The 15,579-nt window shown below is 45.0% G+C and carries 14 protein-coding genes; 7 read left to right on the top strand and 7 right to left on the bottom strand.

Going from position 1 to position 15,579, the window contains the following annotated elements:
- Window positions 1-54 precede the first annotated feature (54 nt).
- From FEM55_RS16460 to FEM55_RS16445, 4 genes are all read right to left on the bottom strand, one after another.
- Window positions 55-321 (bottom strand): Atu4866 domain-containing protein, encoded by a 267-nt coding sequence (locus FEM55_RS16460; RefSeq protein ID WP_138282428.1) that lies wholly within the window; start codon window positions 319-321, stop codon window positions 55-57.
- Window positions 318-1,070 carry an SDR family oxidoreductase gene (locus FEM55_RS16455; RefSeq protein WP_212748316.1) on the bottom strand — a complete coding sequence of 251 codons (753 nt, stop codon included), beginning with the start codon at window positions 1,068-1,070 and terminating at the stop codon, window positions 318-320. The genes FEM55_RS16460 and FEM55_RS16455 overlap by 4 nt, the downstream gene beginning before the upstream one ends.
- 115 nt (window positions 1,071-1,185) lie before the next feature.
- Window positions 1,186-2,094 (bottom strand): helix-turn-helix domain-containing protein, encoded by a 909-nt coding sequence (locus FEM55_RS16450; protein ID WP_138282427.1) that lies wholly within the window; start codon window positions 2,092-2,094, stop codon window positions 1,186-1,188.
- Window positions 2,095-2,224: 130 nt separating this feature from the next.
- Window positions 2,225-2,461: an acyl carrier protein gene (locus FEM55_RS16445; RefSeq protein ID WP_138282426.1), complete on the bottom strand. Its 237-nt coding sequence runs from the start codon at window positions 2,459-2,461 to the stop codon at window positions 2,225-2,227.
- Between the two features lie 394 nt (window positions 2,462-2,855).
- Here FEM55_RS16445 and FEM55_RS16440 point away from each other — a divergent pair, with 394 nt between their 5' ends.
- The 4 genes from FEM55_RS16440 (at window position 2,856) to FEM55_RS16425 (ending at window position 8,412) form a co-directional block, all read left to right on the top strand.
- Window positions 2,856-5,252, top strand: coding sequence for a TonB-dependent receptor (locus FEM55_RS16440; protein ID WP_138282425.1), 2,397 nt, complete (start codon window positions 2,856-2,858; stop codon window positions 5,250-5,252).
- Between the two features lie 16 nt (window positions 5,253-5,268).
- Window positions 5,269-6,237, top strand: coding sequence for a DUF4249 domain-containing protein (locus FEM55_RS16435; RefSeq protein ID WP_138282424.1), 969 nt, complete (start codon window positions 5,269-5,271; stop codon window positions 6,235-6,237).
- A 572-nt stretch (window positions 6,238-6,809) separates the two neighbouring features.
- The gene (locus FEM55_RS16430; protein ID WP_138282423.1) at window positions 6,810-7,931 is read left to right on the top strand and encodes a DUF418 domain-containing protein; all 1,122 of its coding nucleotides are present in this window, start codon (window positions 6,810-6,812) and stop codon (window positions 7,929-7,931) included.
- Between the two features lie 103 nt (window positions 7,932-8,034).
- Entirely contained in the window at window positions 8,035-8,412 is a 378-nt protein-coding gene (locus tag FEM55_RS16425; protein ID WP_229209301.1) for a DMT family protein, read from the top strand.
- Between the two features lie 117 nt (window positions 8,413-8,529).
- Here the strand turns inward: FEM55_RS16425 and FEM55_RS16420 are convergent, their stop codons facing one another.
- Window positions 8,530-9,108 carry a porin family protein gene (locus FEM55_RS16420; protein ID WP_138282422.1) on the bottom strand — a complete coding sequence of 193 codons (579 nt, stop codon included), beginning with the start codon at window positions 9,106-9,108 and terminating at the stop codon, window positions 8,530-8,532.
- Between the two features lie 249 nt (window positions 9,109-9,357).
- Window positions 9,358-9,933, bottom strand: a complete 576-nt coding sequence (locus FEM55_RS16415) for a dihydrofolate reductase family protein (RefSeq protein ID WP_138282421.1) — start codon at window positions 9,931-9,933, stop codon at window positions 9,358-9,360.
- A gap of 403 nt (window positions 9,934-10,336) precedes the next feature.
- Here FEM55_RS16415 and FEM55_RS16410 point away from each other — a divergent pair, with 403 nt between their 5' ends.
- The 3 genes from FEM55_RS16410 to FEM55_RS16400 are packed head-to-tail and all read left to right on the top strand — an operon-like array spanning window position 10,337 to window position 14,519.
- Window positions 10,337-11,809, top strand: a complete 1,473-nt coding sequence (locus tag FEM55_RS16410) for an ankyrin repeat domain-containing protein (protein ID WP_138282420.1) — start codon at window positions 10,337-10,339, stop codon at window positions 11,807-11,809.
- A 5-nt stretch (window positions 11,810-11,814) separates the two neighbouring features.
- Window positions 11,815-12,309, top strand: a complete 495-nt coding sequence (locus tag FEM55_RS16405; protein ID WP_138282419.1) for a DUF2271 domain-containing protein — start codon at window positions 11,815-11,817, stop codon at window positions 12,307-12,309.
- Window positions 12,310-12,323: 14 nt separating this feature from the next.
- Window positions 12,324-14,519: a PepSY domain-containing protein gene (locus FEM55_RS16400; RefSeq protein WP_138282418.1), complete on the top strand. Its 2,196-nt coding sequence runs from the start codon at window positions 12,324-12,326 to the stop codon at window positions 14,517-14,519.
- A gap of 8 nt (window positions 14,520-14,527) precedes the next feature.
- On the opposite strand, the gene FEM55_RS16395 is transcribed toward FEM55_RS16400, so the two are convergent.
- Complete coding sequence (locus FEM55_RS16395; protein WP_229209300.1) at window positions 14,528-15,538, bottom strand: FAD:protein FMN transferase; 1,011 nt, start codon at window positions 15,536-15,538, stop codon at window positions 14,528-14,530.
- Window positions 15,539-15,579: the final 41 nt, after the last annotated feature.

The following is a 15,579-nucleotide window of genomic DNA, read 5'->3' as shown; positions in this document are numbered from 1 at the left end:
TAAAAACATTTGGAATTTCAGCTGACAACTTCTTCTGTTTCGGAACAACCGGGCTTAATTGACCTTTGTTCCTTCCCGATAAAATAAATAGCCGCCATGATGCAGGATGTTTTCTCCTTCAAAGTCGCCGTCGGCCGTAAATCCCGTATCATCCCAATATTCGATATGCGTGCCGCTGACTTCGTAACGGCCGGTATAGGCGCTTTTTCTGGTTCCGCGCTGCTCGTCATACCGGCCGTCCGGCAGCAGTTCCTGACGGATGTAGCCGTCGGCAGTTACCCACATGCCAATGAAGCTGTTTTCACGATTGCTTGCCATCATATATTTTTTTGTGCCGTCGGGCGAACGACCAGTTCATTCACATCTACATCGTCCGGCTGCGACACGGCAAATGCCACTGCACGCGCAATTGCTTCTGCGGGCAGCAAGTCCAGCCGAAACTGTTCCACAGCCTGTTTTTTCAGTGAAGGGTCCGAAATGGTTTCCGCCAGCTCGGATTCTGTTGCGCCGGGCGCCACAAGCGTAACACGGATGTTTCGGCCTACTTCCTGTCGCAGTCCGTCCGAAATGGCACGAACAGCAAACTTGGTGGCGCTGTAAACAACGGAAGTCGGTCCTACCCAGCGGTCGCCAACAGATGTGATATTCACAAACTGACCGCTGTTTTTAGCCTCAAATACCGGCAGCGCAGCCGCAATCCCGTGCAGAACACCTTTGATGTTCACATCAATCATGCGGTGCCATTCAGCTATTTTGTAAGCATTAATGTAAGAAAGCGGCATCAGGCCGGCGTTATTTACCATCACATCCAGATCACCGAACGTATGCTGCGCAAGCTGTACAAATTTCTTTACATCTTCGGGCTGCGTTACGTCCAGTGAAGTATATGCCGCTTCACCGCCTGAACTTTTGATGCTGTTAACAATCTGCTCCAGTTTTTCTGTTCGCCTGGCTCCTAAAACAACCTTTGCTCCTTCTTTGGCCAGATAACGTGCAATGGCTTCACCGATGCCGCTGCTTGCGCCTGTAATGGCGACTACCTTTCCTTTTATTCCTGAATTGTTCATCATTAAGATTTGATAATCCGTTGAAAATTTTGGTTCTGTTATTTGCATTTTCTGTGCTGCAAATGTCAGGAAAGCCTTTTTTTCCGGATTGCCGAGATCAAACCAAAAATATGAAAAATCAAGCAACAGCCGTTTTCCGGAAGATTCCGGGCGTTTGGTTAACGGTTTTCTTGAAGAAAGAGATAAAATGCGATGGCTCTTCAAAGCCCAGACAATAACCTATTTCCGAAACATTCCAGTCCGTATATTTCAGCAGGATCATGGCTTCCTGCATAATCCGTTCGGCAATGAACTCGGATGTGGTTTTTCCCGTGACCGACTTCAATGCCCGGTTCAGGTGATTTGTATGGATGGAAAGATGCGTTGCAAAATCGGCCGGGTTTCTCAGCTGCATCCTGTTTTCACTGGACTCAATGGGAAACTGGCGTTCGAGCAGGTCCGAAAACAAGGAAGAAATCCGCGCATTGGCATTGCTGTCCTGCGCGGAAGTTGCCTCGGCCGGTTTCATTTTAATCGCCTTGTGCACCAGCTGCAACACCAGGCTTCTGATCAGATCATACTTGTACGCGTATGTCGAATTCAGTTCGGCGAATATGTTTTCAAAAACGGCCCGGAGCTCTTCCACTTCCGCATGGTTCAGCGGGTAAACCGGATCGGCGCCAAGCTGAAAAACAGGGTAATCTTTAATATTGCCGAAATTGGAAAAGAATGCGTCTGTAAACACACAGAAACAGCCGTCCTGCTGCATTTCCAAAGGCTCCCATTTGTAAGGAACCATCGGATTGGCAAACAATAAAGCGGCGTCATTTACTTCAATGATTTTATCGGCATAGGAAAACCGGTTACGGCCGATGACCAGCGCGATTTTATAATATTCTTTTCGGTTGTAAGGAACTTCCCTGGCTTCCGGCCCGACAAAATCATGGTTCCGGAAAATATTGAAATGCCCGATTTCCTTTTTCAGATTTTCCGGTACTGCGTTCAGCTTTTTCAGATAAAAATCCTCGATTCTTTCCGTTTTTTCCATTTTACAACCAGTTGCTTTTTAGGGTCAGAACAAAAATAACAAAATTCAGCAACGGCCGTTCCCTTTTACGGCTGCTATGAACCCGGCAAATGTGCCATCTTTCAGATGACTTGGAAAAACACAGGCGCTTTCAGGCTTCGGCTGCAACCTTAAACTGCAGATAATCACAGAACTGCTTCACGGTCTGAAGCTGCAGATAATCTTCATCCGGAATGGTGATGTGAAAACGGTCTTCCATATCAATAACCAAATTTACGGTATCCAGACTGTCCAGTCCCAGATCGCGTTCCAGATGTGCATCAGCAATTATTGCGTGAAAAGGTAAACCGGAGTTGGCGGCCAACAAGGCCAGAAGCTGCTCTTTCATACGAATTCCGTTTGATAAAATGGAGTTGTTTCCAGTAGAGTTTCATTGCATAACCCGGACCCGAATTGATTACTGATGATGTACAAAAAACAGCCTCGAAGCGAAGCCGGCTGATTCTTGTACATAAGTACTGCGGAAATGCGGCAAACGTGTCAGTTGAATGCAGATTTTACGATTTTTTAACTTTGCCCGAATTAGCTTGACCCCCTTGAATGCATTGCAATTTCTGCCTGGAATCAACTCTTGAAAAACAGTCCTGACCGTATTTCATATGCATTGCCAACGCCTTATAATAAGTTGCAGAAAGTATATTCTGCCGGTTGCTATATATTACTTCAGGATTATACCACGAAATGTAACCAAACGTTAACAGGTTTTAACTTACGCTCCGAATATGCAGAAATTGCTTTATCAGCTATTATTTTGCCTTTGTGCTTGTTTTCAGGCTTTTGCACAGCAACAACTAACCATAAGCGGGTTTGTGCGGGAAAAAGGCAGCCTCGAACTCTTGCCGGGCGTAAATGTTTATGTCCGGAATTCCGCAGTCGGGACGGTGACGAACACTTATGGATTTTATTCTGTAACCATTCCGAAATCCGATTCCATTACCGTGACTTATTCGTTTGTAGGTTACGAAAAGCAGGATATACGCATTGCATCCGCGGAAAATCAGCAAATAGATATAATGCTTTCTTCTGTAAATCAGCTGGATGAAGTAATTGTTTCCGGTACAAGGCAAAATGAAAAAGTGAGCGAATCCGTGCAGATGAGCCAAATTGAAGTTCCTGTTTCCCAGATCAAGAAAATACCCGCATTCTTTGGCGAAAAAGACGTAATCCGTGTATTGCAGCTGATGCCCGGCGTCCAGAAAGGCACCGAAGGACAAACAGGTCTGTACGTACGCGGCGGCGGTCCGGACCAGAACCTGATCATTCTGGATGATGCCGTGGTTTACAATGCAAGCCATCTTTTCGGCTTCTTCTCCGTATTCAACAGCGACGCGCTGAAAAGCGTGGAACTGACAAAAGGCGGATTTCCTGCGCGGTACGGCGGAAGGCTGTCGTCGGTCGTGGAAATGAACATGAAAGAAGGCAGCAAGGAAAAACTGCATGGCGAAGGCGGTATCGGACTGATTTCCTCAAGACTGACGATGGAAGGGCCGTTGGCCGGTAAAAAATCGTCCTTTCTGGTTTCTGCACGACGTACATACATTGACGTTCTTGCCACTCCGCTGATTGCGCAGCAGCAAATCGGCAACAGCAGCAAAGTAAAGCCGGGCTATTTCTTTTACGACCTGAATGCCAAAGTAAACTACGATTTCGGTTCCAGGAACAAACTGTATGCCAGCGGTTATTTTGGTCAGGATAAATTCAGTATCCGGGAAAAAAGCGAAAACAGCGAGAACAGGTCGGGCCTGAACTGGGGCAATGCCACGGCAACGGTTCGCTGGAACCATCTGATCAACCAAAAGCTGTTTGTGAATACTTCATTCATTTACAGCCACTTCAATTTCCGTATTTTTTCCAATGACAAGGAATTTGACAAAGGTGAAGTTGTAGATGAATTCAGTTTGAAATACAACAGCCTCATCCGCGATTTCAGCCTGAAAACGGATTTTGATTATTATCCCCATTCAAAACACAGCATCAAGTTCGGTGCACAGGCTATAGCGCACCGTTTTATTCCGTCCGCGCTTGGACTTGACGGCGATTTTTCAGAAAGTGAAATCGAACTGCGGGCCAAACCCATCAATACAATGGAAGCCGGCGCGTATGCAGAAGATACCTGGCAGCCTTTTACGGCTTTGAAAGTAAATGCCGGTTTCAGGCTGAGTTTGTTTGAAACCAGATCCAAAGTGTATGTAAGGCCGGAGCCAAGGATTTCTGCCGCGCTCAAACTTGCCAAAGATTTTTCCGTGAAAGCTTCTTATGCCAAGATGAATCAGTATGTGCATCTTCTGAGCAATACCGGTCTTGGCCTGCCTACAGATCTCTGGGTTCCGACCACAGACCGGATAGCTCCGCAACAATCCAGTCAGGCGGCGTTCGGCTTTGCCAAAGATCTTGAAAAACCCGGACTGGCGCTGACGCTGGAAGGTTATTACAAAAGAATGGACAATATCATCAGTTACCGCGAAGGGTCTTCCTTTATTAGTCTGAACGGAGAAAACGCCAATGAGCTGAACTGGGAAGACAATGTGACAATCGGAAAAGGCTGGTCGTACGGTGCCGAATTCATGGTGCAGAAAAAAACGGGCAAATTGTCGGGATGGATCGGCTATACCTTATCGTGGACAAAATGGAAATTTCCGGAGCTGAACTTTGGCGAAACATTCTATCCGCGCTATGACCGGCGTCACGACCTTTCCATGGTCGGAATTTACGAACTGAGCCCGCGCATTACGTTGTCGGCAACCTGGGTTTACGGAACCGGAAATGCACTTACAATCCCGGTTTCCAAGTTCTCAACCTTTGGCAACAGCTTTATTCCGAACCCTTACGGTTATCCAAGCAGCTACGGAAATGTTACAAATGAATACGGCAGGAAAAATGCCTTCCGTGCCGAAGCATATCACCGGATGGACCTTGCGATCCAGTTTCACAAAAAGAAAAAAAGGCATGAAAGAACATGGGAATTCGGGCTTTTCAATGCGTATAACCGCAGAAACCCGTTTTTTTACAACATTGACAGCAAAGAAGACAAGAACAATCCCAATCAAAAGATTAACGTACTGACAAGATATTCGCTTTTTCCTGTGCTTCCTTCATTCAGTTACAACTTCAAATTCTGATCCGACTCCGAACCCGATGAATGCTTCCAAAAGAGTAACTTACGAAATTCCGGTTCTGCTGGCATTATGCCTTGTTTTCCTGTTCGGGTGTGAAAGTCTGATCAACGATCTGGATCAGGACAAACTTCCCAAAATCGAATCAAAGCTTGCGGTAGAATGCTATATTTCACCCCAATCGCCCCGCTTGGAAGCGGTTGTCACACAGTCGCAGCCCTTGTTCGGGCCCGCAGACTACGATCCGGAATATGTAAAAAATGCACAGGTATTTTTGTCGGACGGACAAAACCGCGTTCAGCTGATGTTCCAGGATTCGACATTCAATTATATAGCCGACACGAGCGCATTCCGGATTGTGGCCGGAAAAACCTATACACTGACTGTCGATGACGGAAAAAGATTTGTGAAGGCAACCTGCACCGTTCCGGTGAAATTGCCGGTGATCAAAAGCTTTACCGTTGAAAAAATCTATTCCGGTTTCGGAACCGATTCACTTGCTTCCATCAAACTTTCATGGGAAGATCTAAAAGGCGAAAGCAACTTTTACGACATCCGCGGCTATACCGTTTTTGAGCAGACTTCACTCCGTTTCGACAATGAAACGAATGATGCTTTTCCCTTTCGCTACGTCAATACATCGCCAATGTACTTTGGAAAAAGAAGTGTTTATAATGATATTAATCTGGACGGGATTACTTTCAACATTCCGGAAAGTAAAATATATCTGCCGCGGAACATGGAATTCACTTATAAGGATAAAAACGGGGTAGAAAAATCATTTTACACCAATCCGAAAATCAGCGAAGTGCGTATGGAAGTACTTCACATTGATGAAAACTATTACAAGTTTTACCGCTCTCTTTCGAACACGGATTTTCAGGATAATCCCTTTGTAGAACCTACTTTGATCTACAGTAATGTGGAAGGCGGACTGGGCTGTTTTGGCGCATTCAATGCCAATGGAAAAACAATAAATCCCGATTTTTGACTATAACTTTCCAACAGATGAAAGATTAATACCCGAAAATTGGCCTGGAAAGGTAGCTGAAACAAATGGTTTGTAATATTGCAATTTCAGGAAACATTTGCCTGTTCCACTTGACATTATGGCCACTTGGCCGGGTTTTCACCTGTTTTTTGAGTTTAAAAAGCCATATTTAACTATGGTTGATTCAAATTGCTGTTATTCCGAGGAATGATTTTCCGTTATAACCGGAATAATTTGACGAAATCCAGCAATCCGAAGGCATTCAAGTCACTGATAAAAAGCTTTTAATGCAGTCAAAAAGTATACTTTATTGATTATAAACAGCCATTTGCAGGTATTTAAATCAATTTTTGCGCCGGATTCTGGGAATGTTAATCTGTACAGGTTAACTTTTTTAATTTTATCACATGCACAACATGCTATAACCATAAAATACATTATTGATTTTAATTGGAAACCAGCCACTGAAGTACTGCATCAGTGCAGAATTAATTTAACAAAGAAGAACGGATTTAATTCTCCGGCCATTCCTGTATCCAGTTTACAGGCCGCATCTTCTGAAACGAGTAGATATGTCAAAAGAATTACAAAAAGAACAAAACTTACTGACTGAAAATCAATACCAGCGTATACAGGTTGTCGATGTACTTCGCGGATTTGCTTTGTTCGGAATTTTACTGATCCATTCACTGCAAAAATTTCTGAACCATACCACCATGGGACTTCTTGAACTGGGGCCCAAAAACAAGTTTGTAAAGAGTTCTGTGGAATTTCTGGTTGAGGACAAGTTTTTTATTATATTTTCTCTGCTGTTTGGATGGAGCTTTTATGTCATGTATCAAAGTGCGGTCCGGAAACAAATTCCGTTTATCAGACTGTACATCTGGCGACTGATCATTCTGCTGGCTATCGGGACTTTTCATACGCTGTTTTTTGATTCGGATATACTTCAGGTTTATGCAGTCATTGGTTTGATACTGATATTCTGCCGTGATTTTACAAGCCGGAATATGCTGGCATTAAGCATTCTGCTTTTTTTGGGAAGCATACCCTGTATTATTTTCAGGGAAGAAATCTGGGGTGCCATCATCAGCATGAAAAACCTCGGCATTCCGCTTCCGAACAAACTGGGTTATTACATATTCACCGGCAGGCTTTTTACTACCAGTTCCATGTTTGTACTGGGACTTTATGCGGGAAAAATCAATTTGTTCAGCAACATTTCCGCCAAACAGAACCTGTTGAAAAAAGTAGTTATTTTTAGCTGCTGCATTTTTCTGATTACGCTTACCGTACTTACAATCGGTAAATTTACGATTGACTTGCCGGGGCATTCCGCCGATAAAATACTGCAGGTTATTTGTTTTGCCTTGCAGAATATTTCACTTTCCTGTTTGTATGTTTCTGCTTTGACATTATTATATTATCAGACCAAACTGGTGAAATCTTTAAGCTGGTTAATACCGTTGGGCAGGATCGGACTGACGGCTTATCTTATGCAATCCATTTTTTTTCAGCTCTATTATAATTTGTATGATGGCATGGAAATGGGTTTACCCGGCGCCATGGCCATTACTTTGCTTTTCTTTTTCGGACAGATCTTTTTTGCTAACATATGGTTATCACGTTTTCGCTTCGGACCTGTGGAATGGGTCTGGCGTTCACTTACTTCGCTTGTTGCACCGCCCAAATAGCATTGTTATTTTCCAAATGTCCAGTAAACCAAGTCATTTTCAAAAATGAATGGCATGAAATTATTTGCTTCTGAATGCAAGGTTAATTGTAAAATAAAATGGTATGATGAACAAATACTTGATGACAATCGGTTTGCTGATTCTTTCCAATGCTTTCATGACTTTTGCATGGTACGGGCACCTCAAATTTTTCGGTAAGGAAAACGGACACAGCGCCACACCATTATGGACTATTATTCTGATCAGCTGGGGACTGGCGTTTTTCGAATATTGCTTTCAGGTCCCTGCCAACCGGATCGGCTCTTCGGAAACCGGAGGTCCGTTTTCACTGGTACAGCTGAAAATAATTCAGGAAGTAATCACGCTGATAGTATTCGTCATATTCTCTCTGACTTTCTTTAAAGGCACGTCTTTAAATACCAATCATCTGATCGGATTTGCCTTGTTGGTCGGAGCTGTTTATTTTATTTTCAAAGCCTGAAAAAACGAATTAAAACTGTTGATAAAGCAAAGTACCAAACCGTCTTCAATAGAAATGCCGTCCGAAACCGGGCGGCATTTGTGTTAATATCAAATAATTCAATTCGGTTAATTCAAATCAATTTCCAACGAATGGAATAGCCCAGAATACACTGGCCTGAATCACACTGTTTTTAAAATCCGGATTCAGGTTCTGACCGGAAAAATCCCCTACTTTGGAAATACCTGCAATATAACGTACACCCACTCCTAGTCCTATTTTGGTTTGGTACCCGATTCCTACTGCTCCGGAAAGGTCAAGGTTTTTAGCAAAATTGTTAATCGTTTGATCCGGAACATCCGAAGAAGTCCTGAAACCGACCTGTGGTCCGAACTCCGCGTAAAATCCGCCGTTCGTTTTAAATTTAAACATAACCGGAATAGTCAGATAACTGATTTTAAAATCCGCTTTATTGCCGTTATTCTGCACTTTTGCACCCTGCGTTGAAAATAAAACTTCGGGCTGAATGGAAAAAACATTGCCGAATCCATAATTCAGCAAGCCGCCAAGATGGTATCCGACCAATGCATCCGATTCAATATTTCCACCGGAATAATTACTGATGTTCAAACCTGCTTTCGGCCCCAGGCTAAACTTTTGGGCAAAGGAAAATTGTGCAGCTGCTACTAAAAAAAGGGTAACCAGAATTTTTTTCATGATTTGGACGGTAAATGGATTAATGATGAGTTCATGATCGACATGAAACCAGAATGACTGATCTGATAACTTGTCTTATATATACGTTCAAATACCATACCATTTAAATCATTCCCACCGATCCGATTCATATTCTAAATTTTTTCTAATCGAGTGAATTGTGAATTCCGTTCATTTACAGATTTAAAAATCAGGTTAAAAGCTGCTTCATGCGTTATTAGGAATCTTTGCAACCCAACTTTTTATTCCTTATTTATCGCGGTTCAGCTCGTAACGCAAAACCACAATTCCGCAGCCAAACGAGGTGGATTTTATGAAAGTCAGCGTTTTCCGGGAATCAAGTTCATTAAAAATGGCCAGTCCTTTTCCAAGCGCAGCCGGATTGATAAACAAATGGAATTCATCAATCAATTCCTGCCTGATTAAAGCGGAAACGAAAGTAGCTCCGCCGTAAGCAATGATATCCTTTCCATCCTGGTTTTTCAGCCGGTTAATTTCTTCGGAAAGTTCATTTTCTGCCAGAACCGTATGGTCCCATTCCGATTTTTTCAGCGTTTTCGAAAAAACAACTTTGTGCGTTTCTGTAAACTTTTGTCCGGCTTCAAACTGCGGGTCTTCCGGATTGGCAGCCACACTGCTCCAGTAAGGAATAAAACCCTCAGCCAATTTTCGTCCGAGCACAATGCAATCCACATGATCTGTAATTTCCTGCACGTAATTTTGAAGTTCTTCATCCCAATTCTGCACCAGCCAATCCATCTCGCCATTTGGGCCAGCAATGTATCCGTCAACGGACATCTGAACCTGAAGTTTTAACTTTCTCATATTTTTTCCGTGATTTTTCCACAAAGTTAAATCGTCCGTTTTGGACATAAGGGCTGCGAGTCAAACTGAAATCAGGGGCTTTCAGGACAATTTGCCAAGTTTTCTGAATGCAAATTCCGGTAACTGAAACGGGTGTGTTTGCAAGAACCCGTTTCGGGCATACAAGCAGCATATTCATGAAATTTACTTTCTCGGCCAGCGACTTGGAAAGATCGCAAATGCATACAGCCATCCTGAACGCACATGCCAGTATGATTTCCGGCTTTCCTTTTTTTTTAAGCACATTCGTTCAGACAATTTTAAAAAACTATCATTATTTAGACTAGTTATTATTAAGTTTGTGATGTTACTTGAAGTTTCATGAAAGAGCCGCAGTGACGCGCATCTCCATAACTATGTTTCTATGAAAAAACTCTTAATCGCCGTTTCTACATTACTCTCCTTTGCTGTTCATGCCCAGCAAAATACCCTTTTGGATCAGTCATTCTGGAAATCATCACCGGATGTAAATGCAGTCAAAGCGGAAATTCAGAAAGGCAGCAATCCTGCGCAGCTCAACCCGATGAGCTTTGATCCCGTTGTGATGGCGATCAATGCGCAGGCGCCTAAAGAAACGATTGAATTTCTTCTCACACAGCCCGGTAATACGGTGGATAAACTGACGCACGACGGCCGCACTTATCTGCACTGGGCAGCCAATCGCGGCAATGCCGAAATCATGGAATACCTGGTTTCAAAAGGAGCCAAAGCCGATGTAATTGACAGTCATGGCGCTACGCCGCTCAATTTTGCTGCCGGCGGCGGTCAGCTCAATACAAAAATTTACGACATCTGCCTTGCGCATGGCGCTGATCTGAAAAAGGACCTTAACCAGGACGGGGCAAATGCGCTACTGCTGGCGGTTGCCAATGACAAAGACCTTGCGTTAACCAACTACTTCATATCCAAAGGCCTCGACCTGAAAAGTACAGACGCTGCCGGCAACAATGCATTCAGCTATGCGGCACGAGGCGGTAATATAGAAGTGCTCAAAACGCTTTTGCAGAAAGGGGTTCCGGCCAACGGAAACGCCATGCTGATGGCGGCGCAGGGAACGCGTCGCGGCGCCAACCCGATTGAAGTGTACCAATACCTTGAAAGCCTGAACATCAAGCCAAATTTTACGGGCAAAAACGGTGAAAATGCCTTGCACTCCATTGTTCGCAAACCGAAGCAGGCTGAAATCATCCGGTATTTTCTGAGCAAGGGCGTGGATGTAAATCAGGCGGATGAAGATGGAAATACGGTGTTCATGAACGCAGCAGCTTCCAACGCCGACACCGCAGTGCTCGGAATGCTTGCTTCCAAAATAAAAGATATCAATATGAAAAATCAGAAAGGTGTTTCGGCGCTGGCCATGTCCGTTCGCAGCAACTCGCCGGAAGTCGTTGGTTATCTGATTAATAAGGGTGCCGATATCCAAACCAGCGATAAAAATGGCGACAATCTGGCTTATTACCTGGTACAATCGTACAGTCCGCAGAAAGCCGCTGATTTTGATGCCAGGCTGAAAGTGCTTCAGGATAAAGGTTTCAAACTGACGGAGCCGCAAAGCAACGGAAATACGCTATATCACTTGGCCGTTGCAAAAAATGACCTTTCGCTTGTAAAAAGGCTGGAAGGCTACTCCATCGATATCAACAGCAAAAACAAGGAAGGACTGACTGCGCTACACAAAGCCGCCATGATTTCCAAAGATGATACCATGCTGAAATACCTGATTTCCATCGGCGCAAAAAAAGACATTGTGACCAACTTTGAAGAAACTGCTTTTGACCTTGCCGGTGAAAACGAATCACTGTCGAAAAATAACGTTACTGTTCATTTCCTGAAATAACTTTCATGTCCGATCTAATTAAAACGGCGCTCATTTTCATAACGCTGGCCTTTGCCCGGCCTGCTTCTTCGATCGCGCAGACGGCCGGTACCAGCAAGTACAAATGCATGATCCAGATGACCAACTACATGGGCGAAGGCGCTTACATCGTGGTGTCGCTGATTAATCCCAAAAATGCTTACGACAAGACCTTGTACGTCATGGGCCCGGATAAAAAATGGTACAACAGCCTGAAAGAATGGCACAAGTTCCAATCCAAGAAGCCGGCCAGCATCAGTGCCATTACGGGTGCTTCGGTAACCGGCGGCGACCGCAGCGTAAACGTGCTGGAAATTGAAAGTGCCAAGATCAATGCAGGCTACAAACTGCGTTTTGAAAGCGCGGTGGAAGACAAAAACTATTATGTAAAAGACCTGGAAATTCCGCTTACAACCGAGGCGCTTTCGGCAAAAAGTGAGGGTACCGGATTCATCCGCTACGTCCGGTTCAGCCCCAACTAAGTTCTGCGTTCCTTATGACTATTTCGATATGGAGATACAGCCATCTGGCATTGGCTGTATCTTCTTTTCTTTTGATGACACTCGCATCCGTAACCGGCATTTTATTGTCCTTTCAGCCGATTTCCGAGAAAATCCAGCCTTTCCGGTCTGATCGATTCAATGAAATAAACCTTGCGCAATCGCTTCCTTTGCTACGGAAACAATATCCGGGAATCAGTGAGCTTACCGTGGATGCCAACCAGTTTGTACAAATAAAAGGAAGCGATGCAAACGGTGAAAAACTGCTGGCTTTTGTAAATCCCGAAACAGGCAAAATTCTTGGGACTCCGCAGCCAAAATCCGAATTCTTTGAATGGGTAACCGCATTGCACCGCTCGCTTTTCCTGCATGAAACCGGCCGGTTTTTTATCGGTATCACGGCATTTCTGTTATTGCTGATTGCTGTTTCGGGAACCATCCTGATCATTCAGCGGCAACGCGGGCTGAAACGCTTTTTCACGCGCATTGTACGCGACAATTTTGCGCAGTATTACCATGTGGTGCTCGGCCGGCTTTCCCTCCTCCCGATCATCATCATTGCCCTTACGGGCACTTACCTTTCTCTCGCCCGTTTCGGACTGATCAGCACACCGGAATTTTCCAATGAAATCGACTTGGATGCAATCCGGTCCGAACCGGTAACAAATCCGGATCAGTTTGATGTTTTCAGGCGTACCAGCCTTTCTGAAGTTCAATCCGTAGAGTTTCCATTTTCTGAAGATCCGGAAGATTATTATACCTTGAAACTCAGCGACCGCGAGATTACAGTTAATCAGATCACCGGTGAAATCCTGGGCGAAGTGAACTATCCGGCTGCGGTGCTGCTCACCAATCTGAGCCTCGACCTGCACACCGGCCGGACGAATGCTGCCTGGGCAGTCGTACTGGCCGTTGCTTCGGCAAATATTCTTTTCTTTATCTATTCCGGTTTTACAATCACGTGGAAGCGGCGGGCAAACCGTGTGAAAAACAAATACACAGCGGATGAAAGTGAATTTATCATACTCGTGGGTTCTGAAAACGGCAGCACGTTCCGCTTTGCCAATGCCATTCACGAGCAGCTGGTCAACTCGGGAAAAGCTGCCTATGTAACCGAAATGGACCATTATACTGCTTTCCCGAAAGCATCGCATATGATTGTGATGACGGCGACTTACGGCTTGGGCAATGCGCCAACAAATGCTTCCAAGTTTGGAACGCTGCTTGAAAGAAATCCGCAGCCGCAGCCTATCCGCTTTTCAGTGGTAGGATTCGGATCGCACAGTTACCCGGATTTTTGCAAATATGCCTACGAGGTGGACAATTTGTTTGCCAAACAGCCTTGGGCGGTTCCTATGCTGGAAATTCACACGGTAAATGATAAATCGCCCGATGAATTCAGCCAGTGGGCAACGAACTGGTCGCAGCATGCAGATGTTCCGCTGACCGTTTCAGCGGGATTGGTTACGCCCCGGCTGCATCGCCCGCATGCGTTGACGGTTATCAGTAAAACGGCCGTTTCCAATGCAGAAGAAGCTTTTTTAATCCGGATGCGGCCTGAAAAGCAACTTGATTTCACTTCCGGAGACTTGCTCGCCGTTTATCCTGCGGACGATCATCGTGAACGCCTTTATTCAATCGGCAAAGTTGAAAATGATGTACAGCTCAGCGTAAAACTGCACGTGAACGGACTGGGTTCGGAGTATCTCTACGGTTTAAAGCTCGGCGAAACGATTGATGCGCGTATTGACAGCAATGCACATTTCCATTTTCCCGAAAAAGCAGGCATTGTTGTCATGATTTCGAACGGAACGGGCATTGCGCCGTTCCTGGGCATGATTGATCAGCAGCCTGTACAAACGGATTGTCACCTTTACTGCGGCTTCCGGAATGAGGCTTCTTTTGCTTTATATAAAAATGCAATGGACCGGAATCTGGCGGACAAGAAATTGTGCAGCCTGCATGTGGCTTATTCACGCGAGGGTGAAAAGCAGTATGTAAGGGATTTGCTGGCCAGAGACGAAGCTTTTCTTATGGATGTTTTATCCAAAGATGGTGTCATGATGCTCTGCGGATCGCTTTCCATGCAGAATAATGTAGTCGAATTGCTGGAAGAAATGTGTCAGAAACATCTGGACAAAAGCGTCAGCTATTTTCAGTCCCGGAGTCAGGTTTTAATGGATTGTTATTAAATTGAAAGTTACTCTTTTGTTTCCGGCTCTGCTTGGTATCTATATTTGGAAATATCGAAGTTTGCCGAAGTAAATACCTGTACGTCGTCGGTGATCAGGACGCAACTGTAATCCGGAAAACGGTTGATCAGCGCCAAACCGGCTTTTTTGCCCAAAACCATTAAAGACGTGCTGAACCCGTTCGCTTTTTCTGCACTGGGGCCAAAAACAGTCACACTCATCAGTCCGGTGGCCGGGTAGCCGGTGGCCGGATTAATAATGTGCGAATAACGCCTGCCGTTGAGAATGACGTATTTCTCATAACTGCCCGAAGTCACGACGGCGCTCTGCCGGAGCGGCACTACCGCAAATAGTTCACCCGAATGCTGCGGATCATTGATACCGATCATCCAGTCACTGCCGTCCGGCTGCTTTCCCCACGCGCTCATATCGCCGGAAGCATTCACAATACCCGCTTCAATGCCCTTTTTCAGCATCATATCGCGGCACCGATCGGTTGCATAACCTTCGCCCAAAGCTCCGAAACCGATCTTCATGCCTTTCAGTTTCAGGAAAACAGTGGAACGGGCTCTGTCCAGAATGACATTTCTATAACCTACTTTCTCAACGGACTTTTTCACCGCTTCCGGCGACGGCAAAGCAGTCATGGAGCCATCAAATTTCCAGATGCGCTCCATTGCGGCAAAGCTGATATCAAAGGCTCCGTTTGTCAATTTTGAAAGTTTCAGCGCTCTTTCCGTCAGCTCAAAAACTTCTTTATCCACTTTTACAGGCCGGATGCCTGCATTTGCATTCACTTGTGAAACCTGTGACGAAGGCTTCCAGTCGGAAATGAGATTTTCGATGCGTGTAATTTCGGCGATGACGGTATCAATGTTCGTTTCAGCGGAAGCGGAATCATGGGCCACAATCGTGATATCAAACCGCCCGCCCATGAGCATGGTCGTTCTTTTCCGCAGCACCTGCGCCGGTGCAATGCATGTAGTCAAGGCTAGAATCAGGGTCAGAATGGTTTTCATGGAACAAACGGGATGCTGTAAAACGAAAAAACCGGAAAGGA

It is taken from the genome of Dyadobacter sediminis (genome assembly GCF_005860765.1).
Classification (GTDB): Bacteria; Bacteroidota; Bacteroidia; order Cytophagales; family Spirosomataceae; genus Dyadobacter; species Dyadobacter sediminis.
The sequence above is the reverse complement of the archived record's forward strand: the minus strand, read 5'-3'. Positions and strand labels throughout refer to the sequence as shown.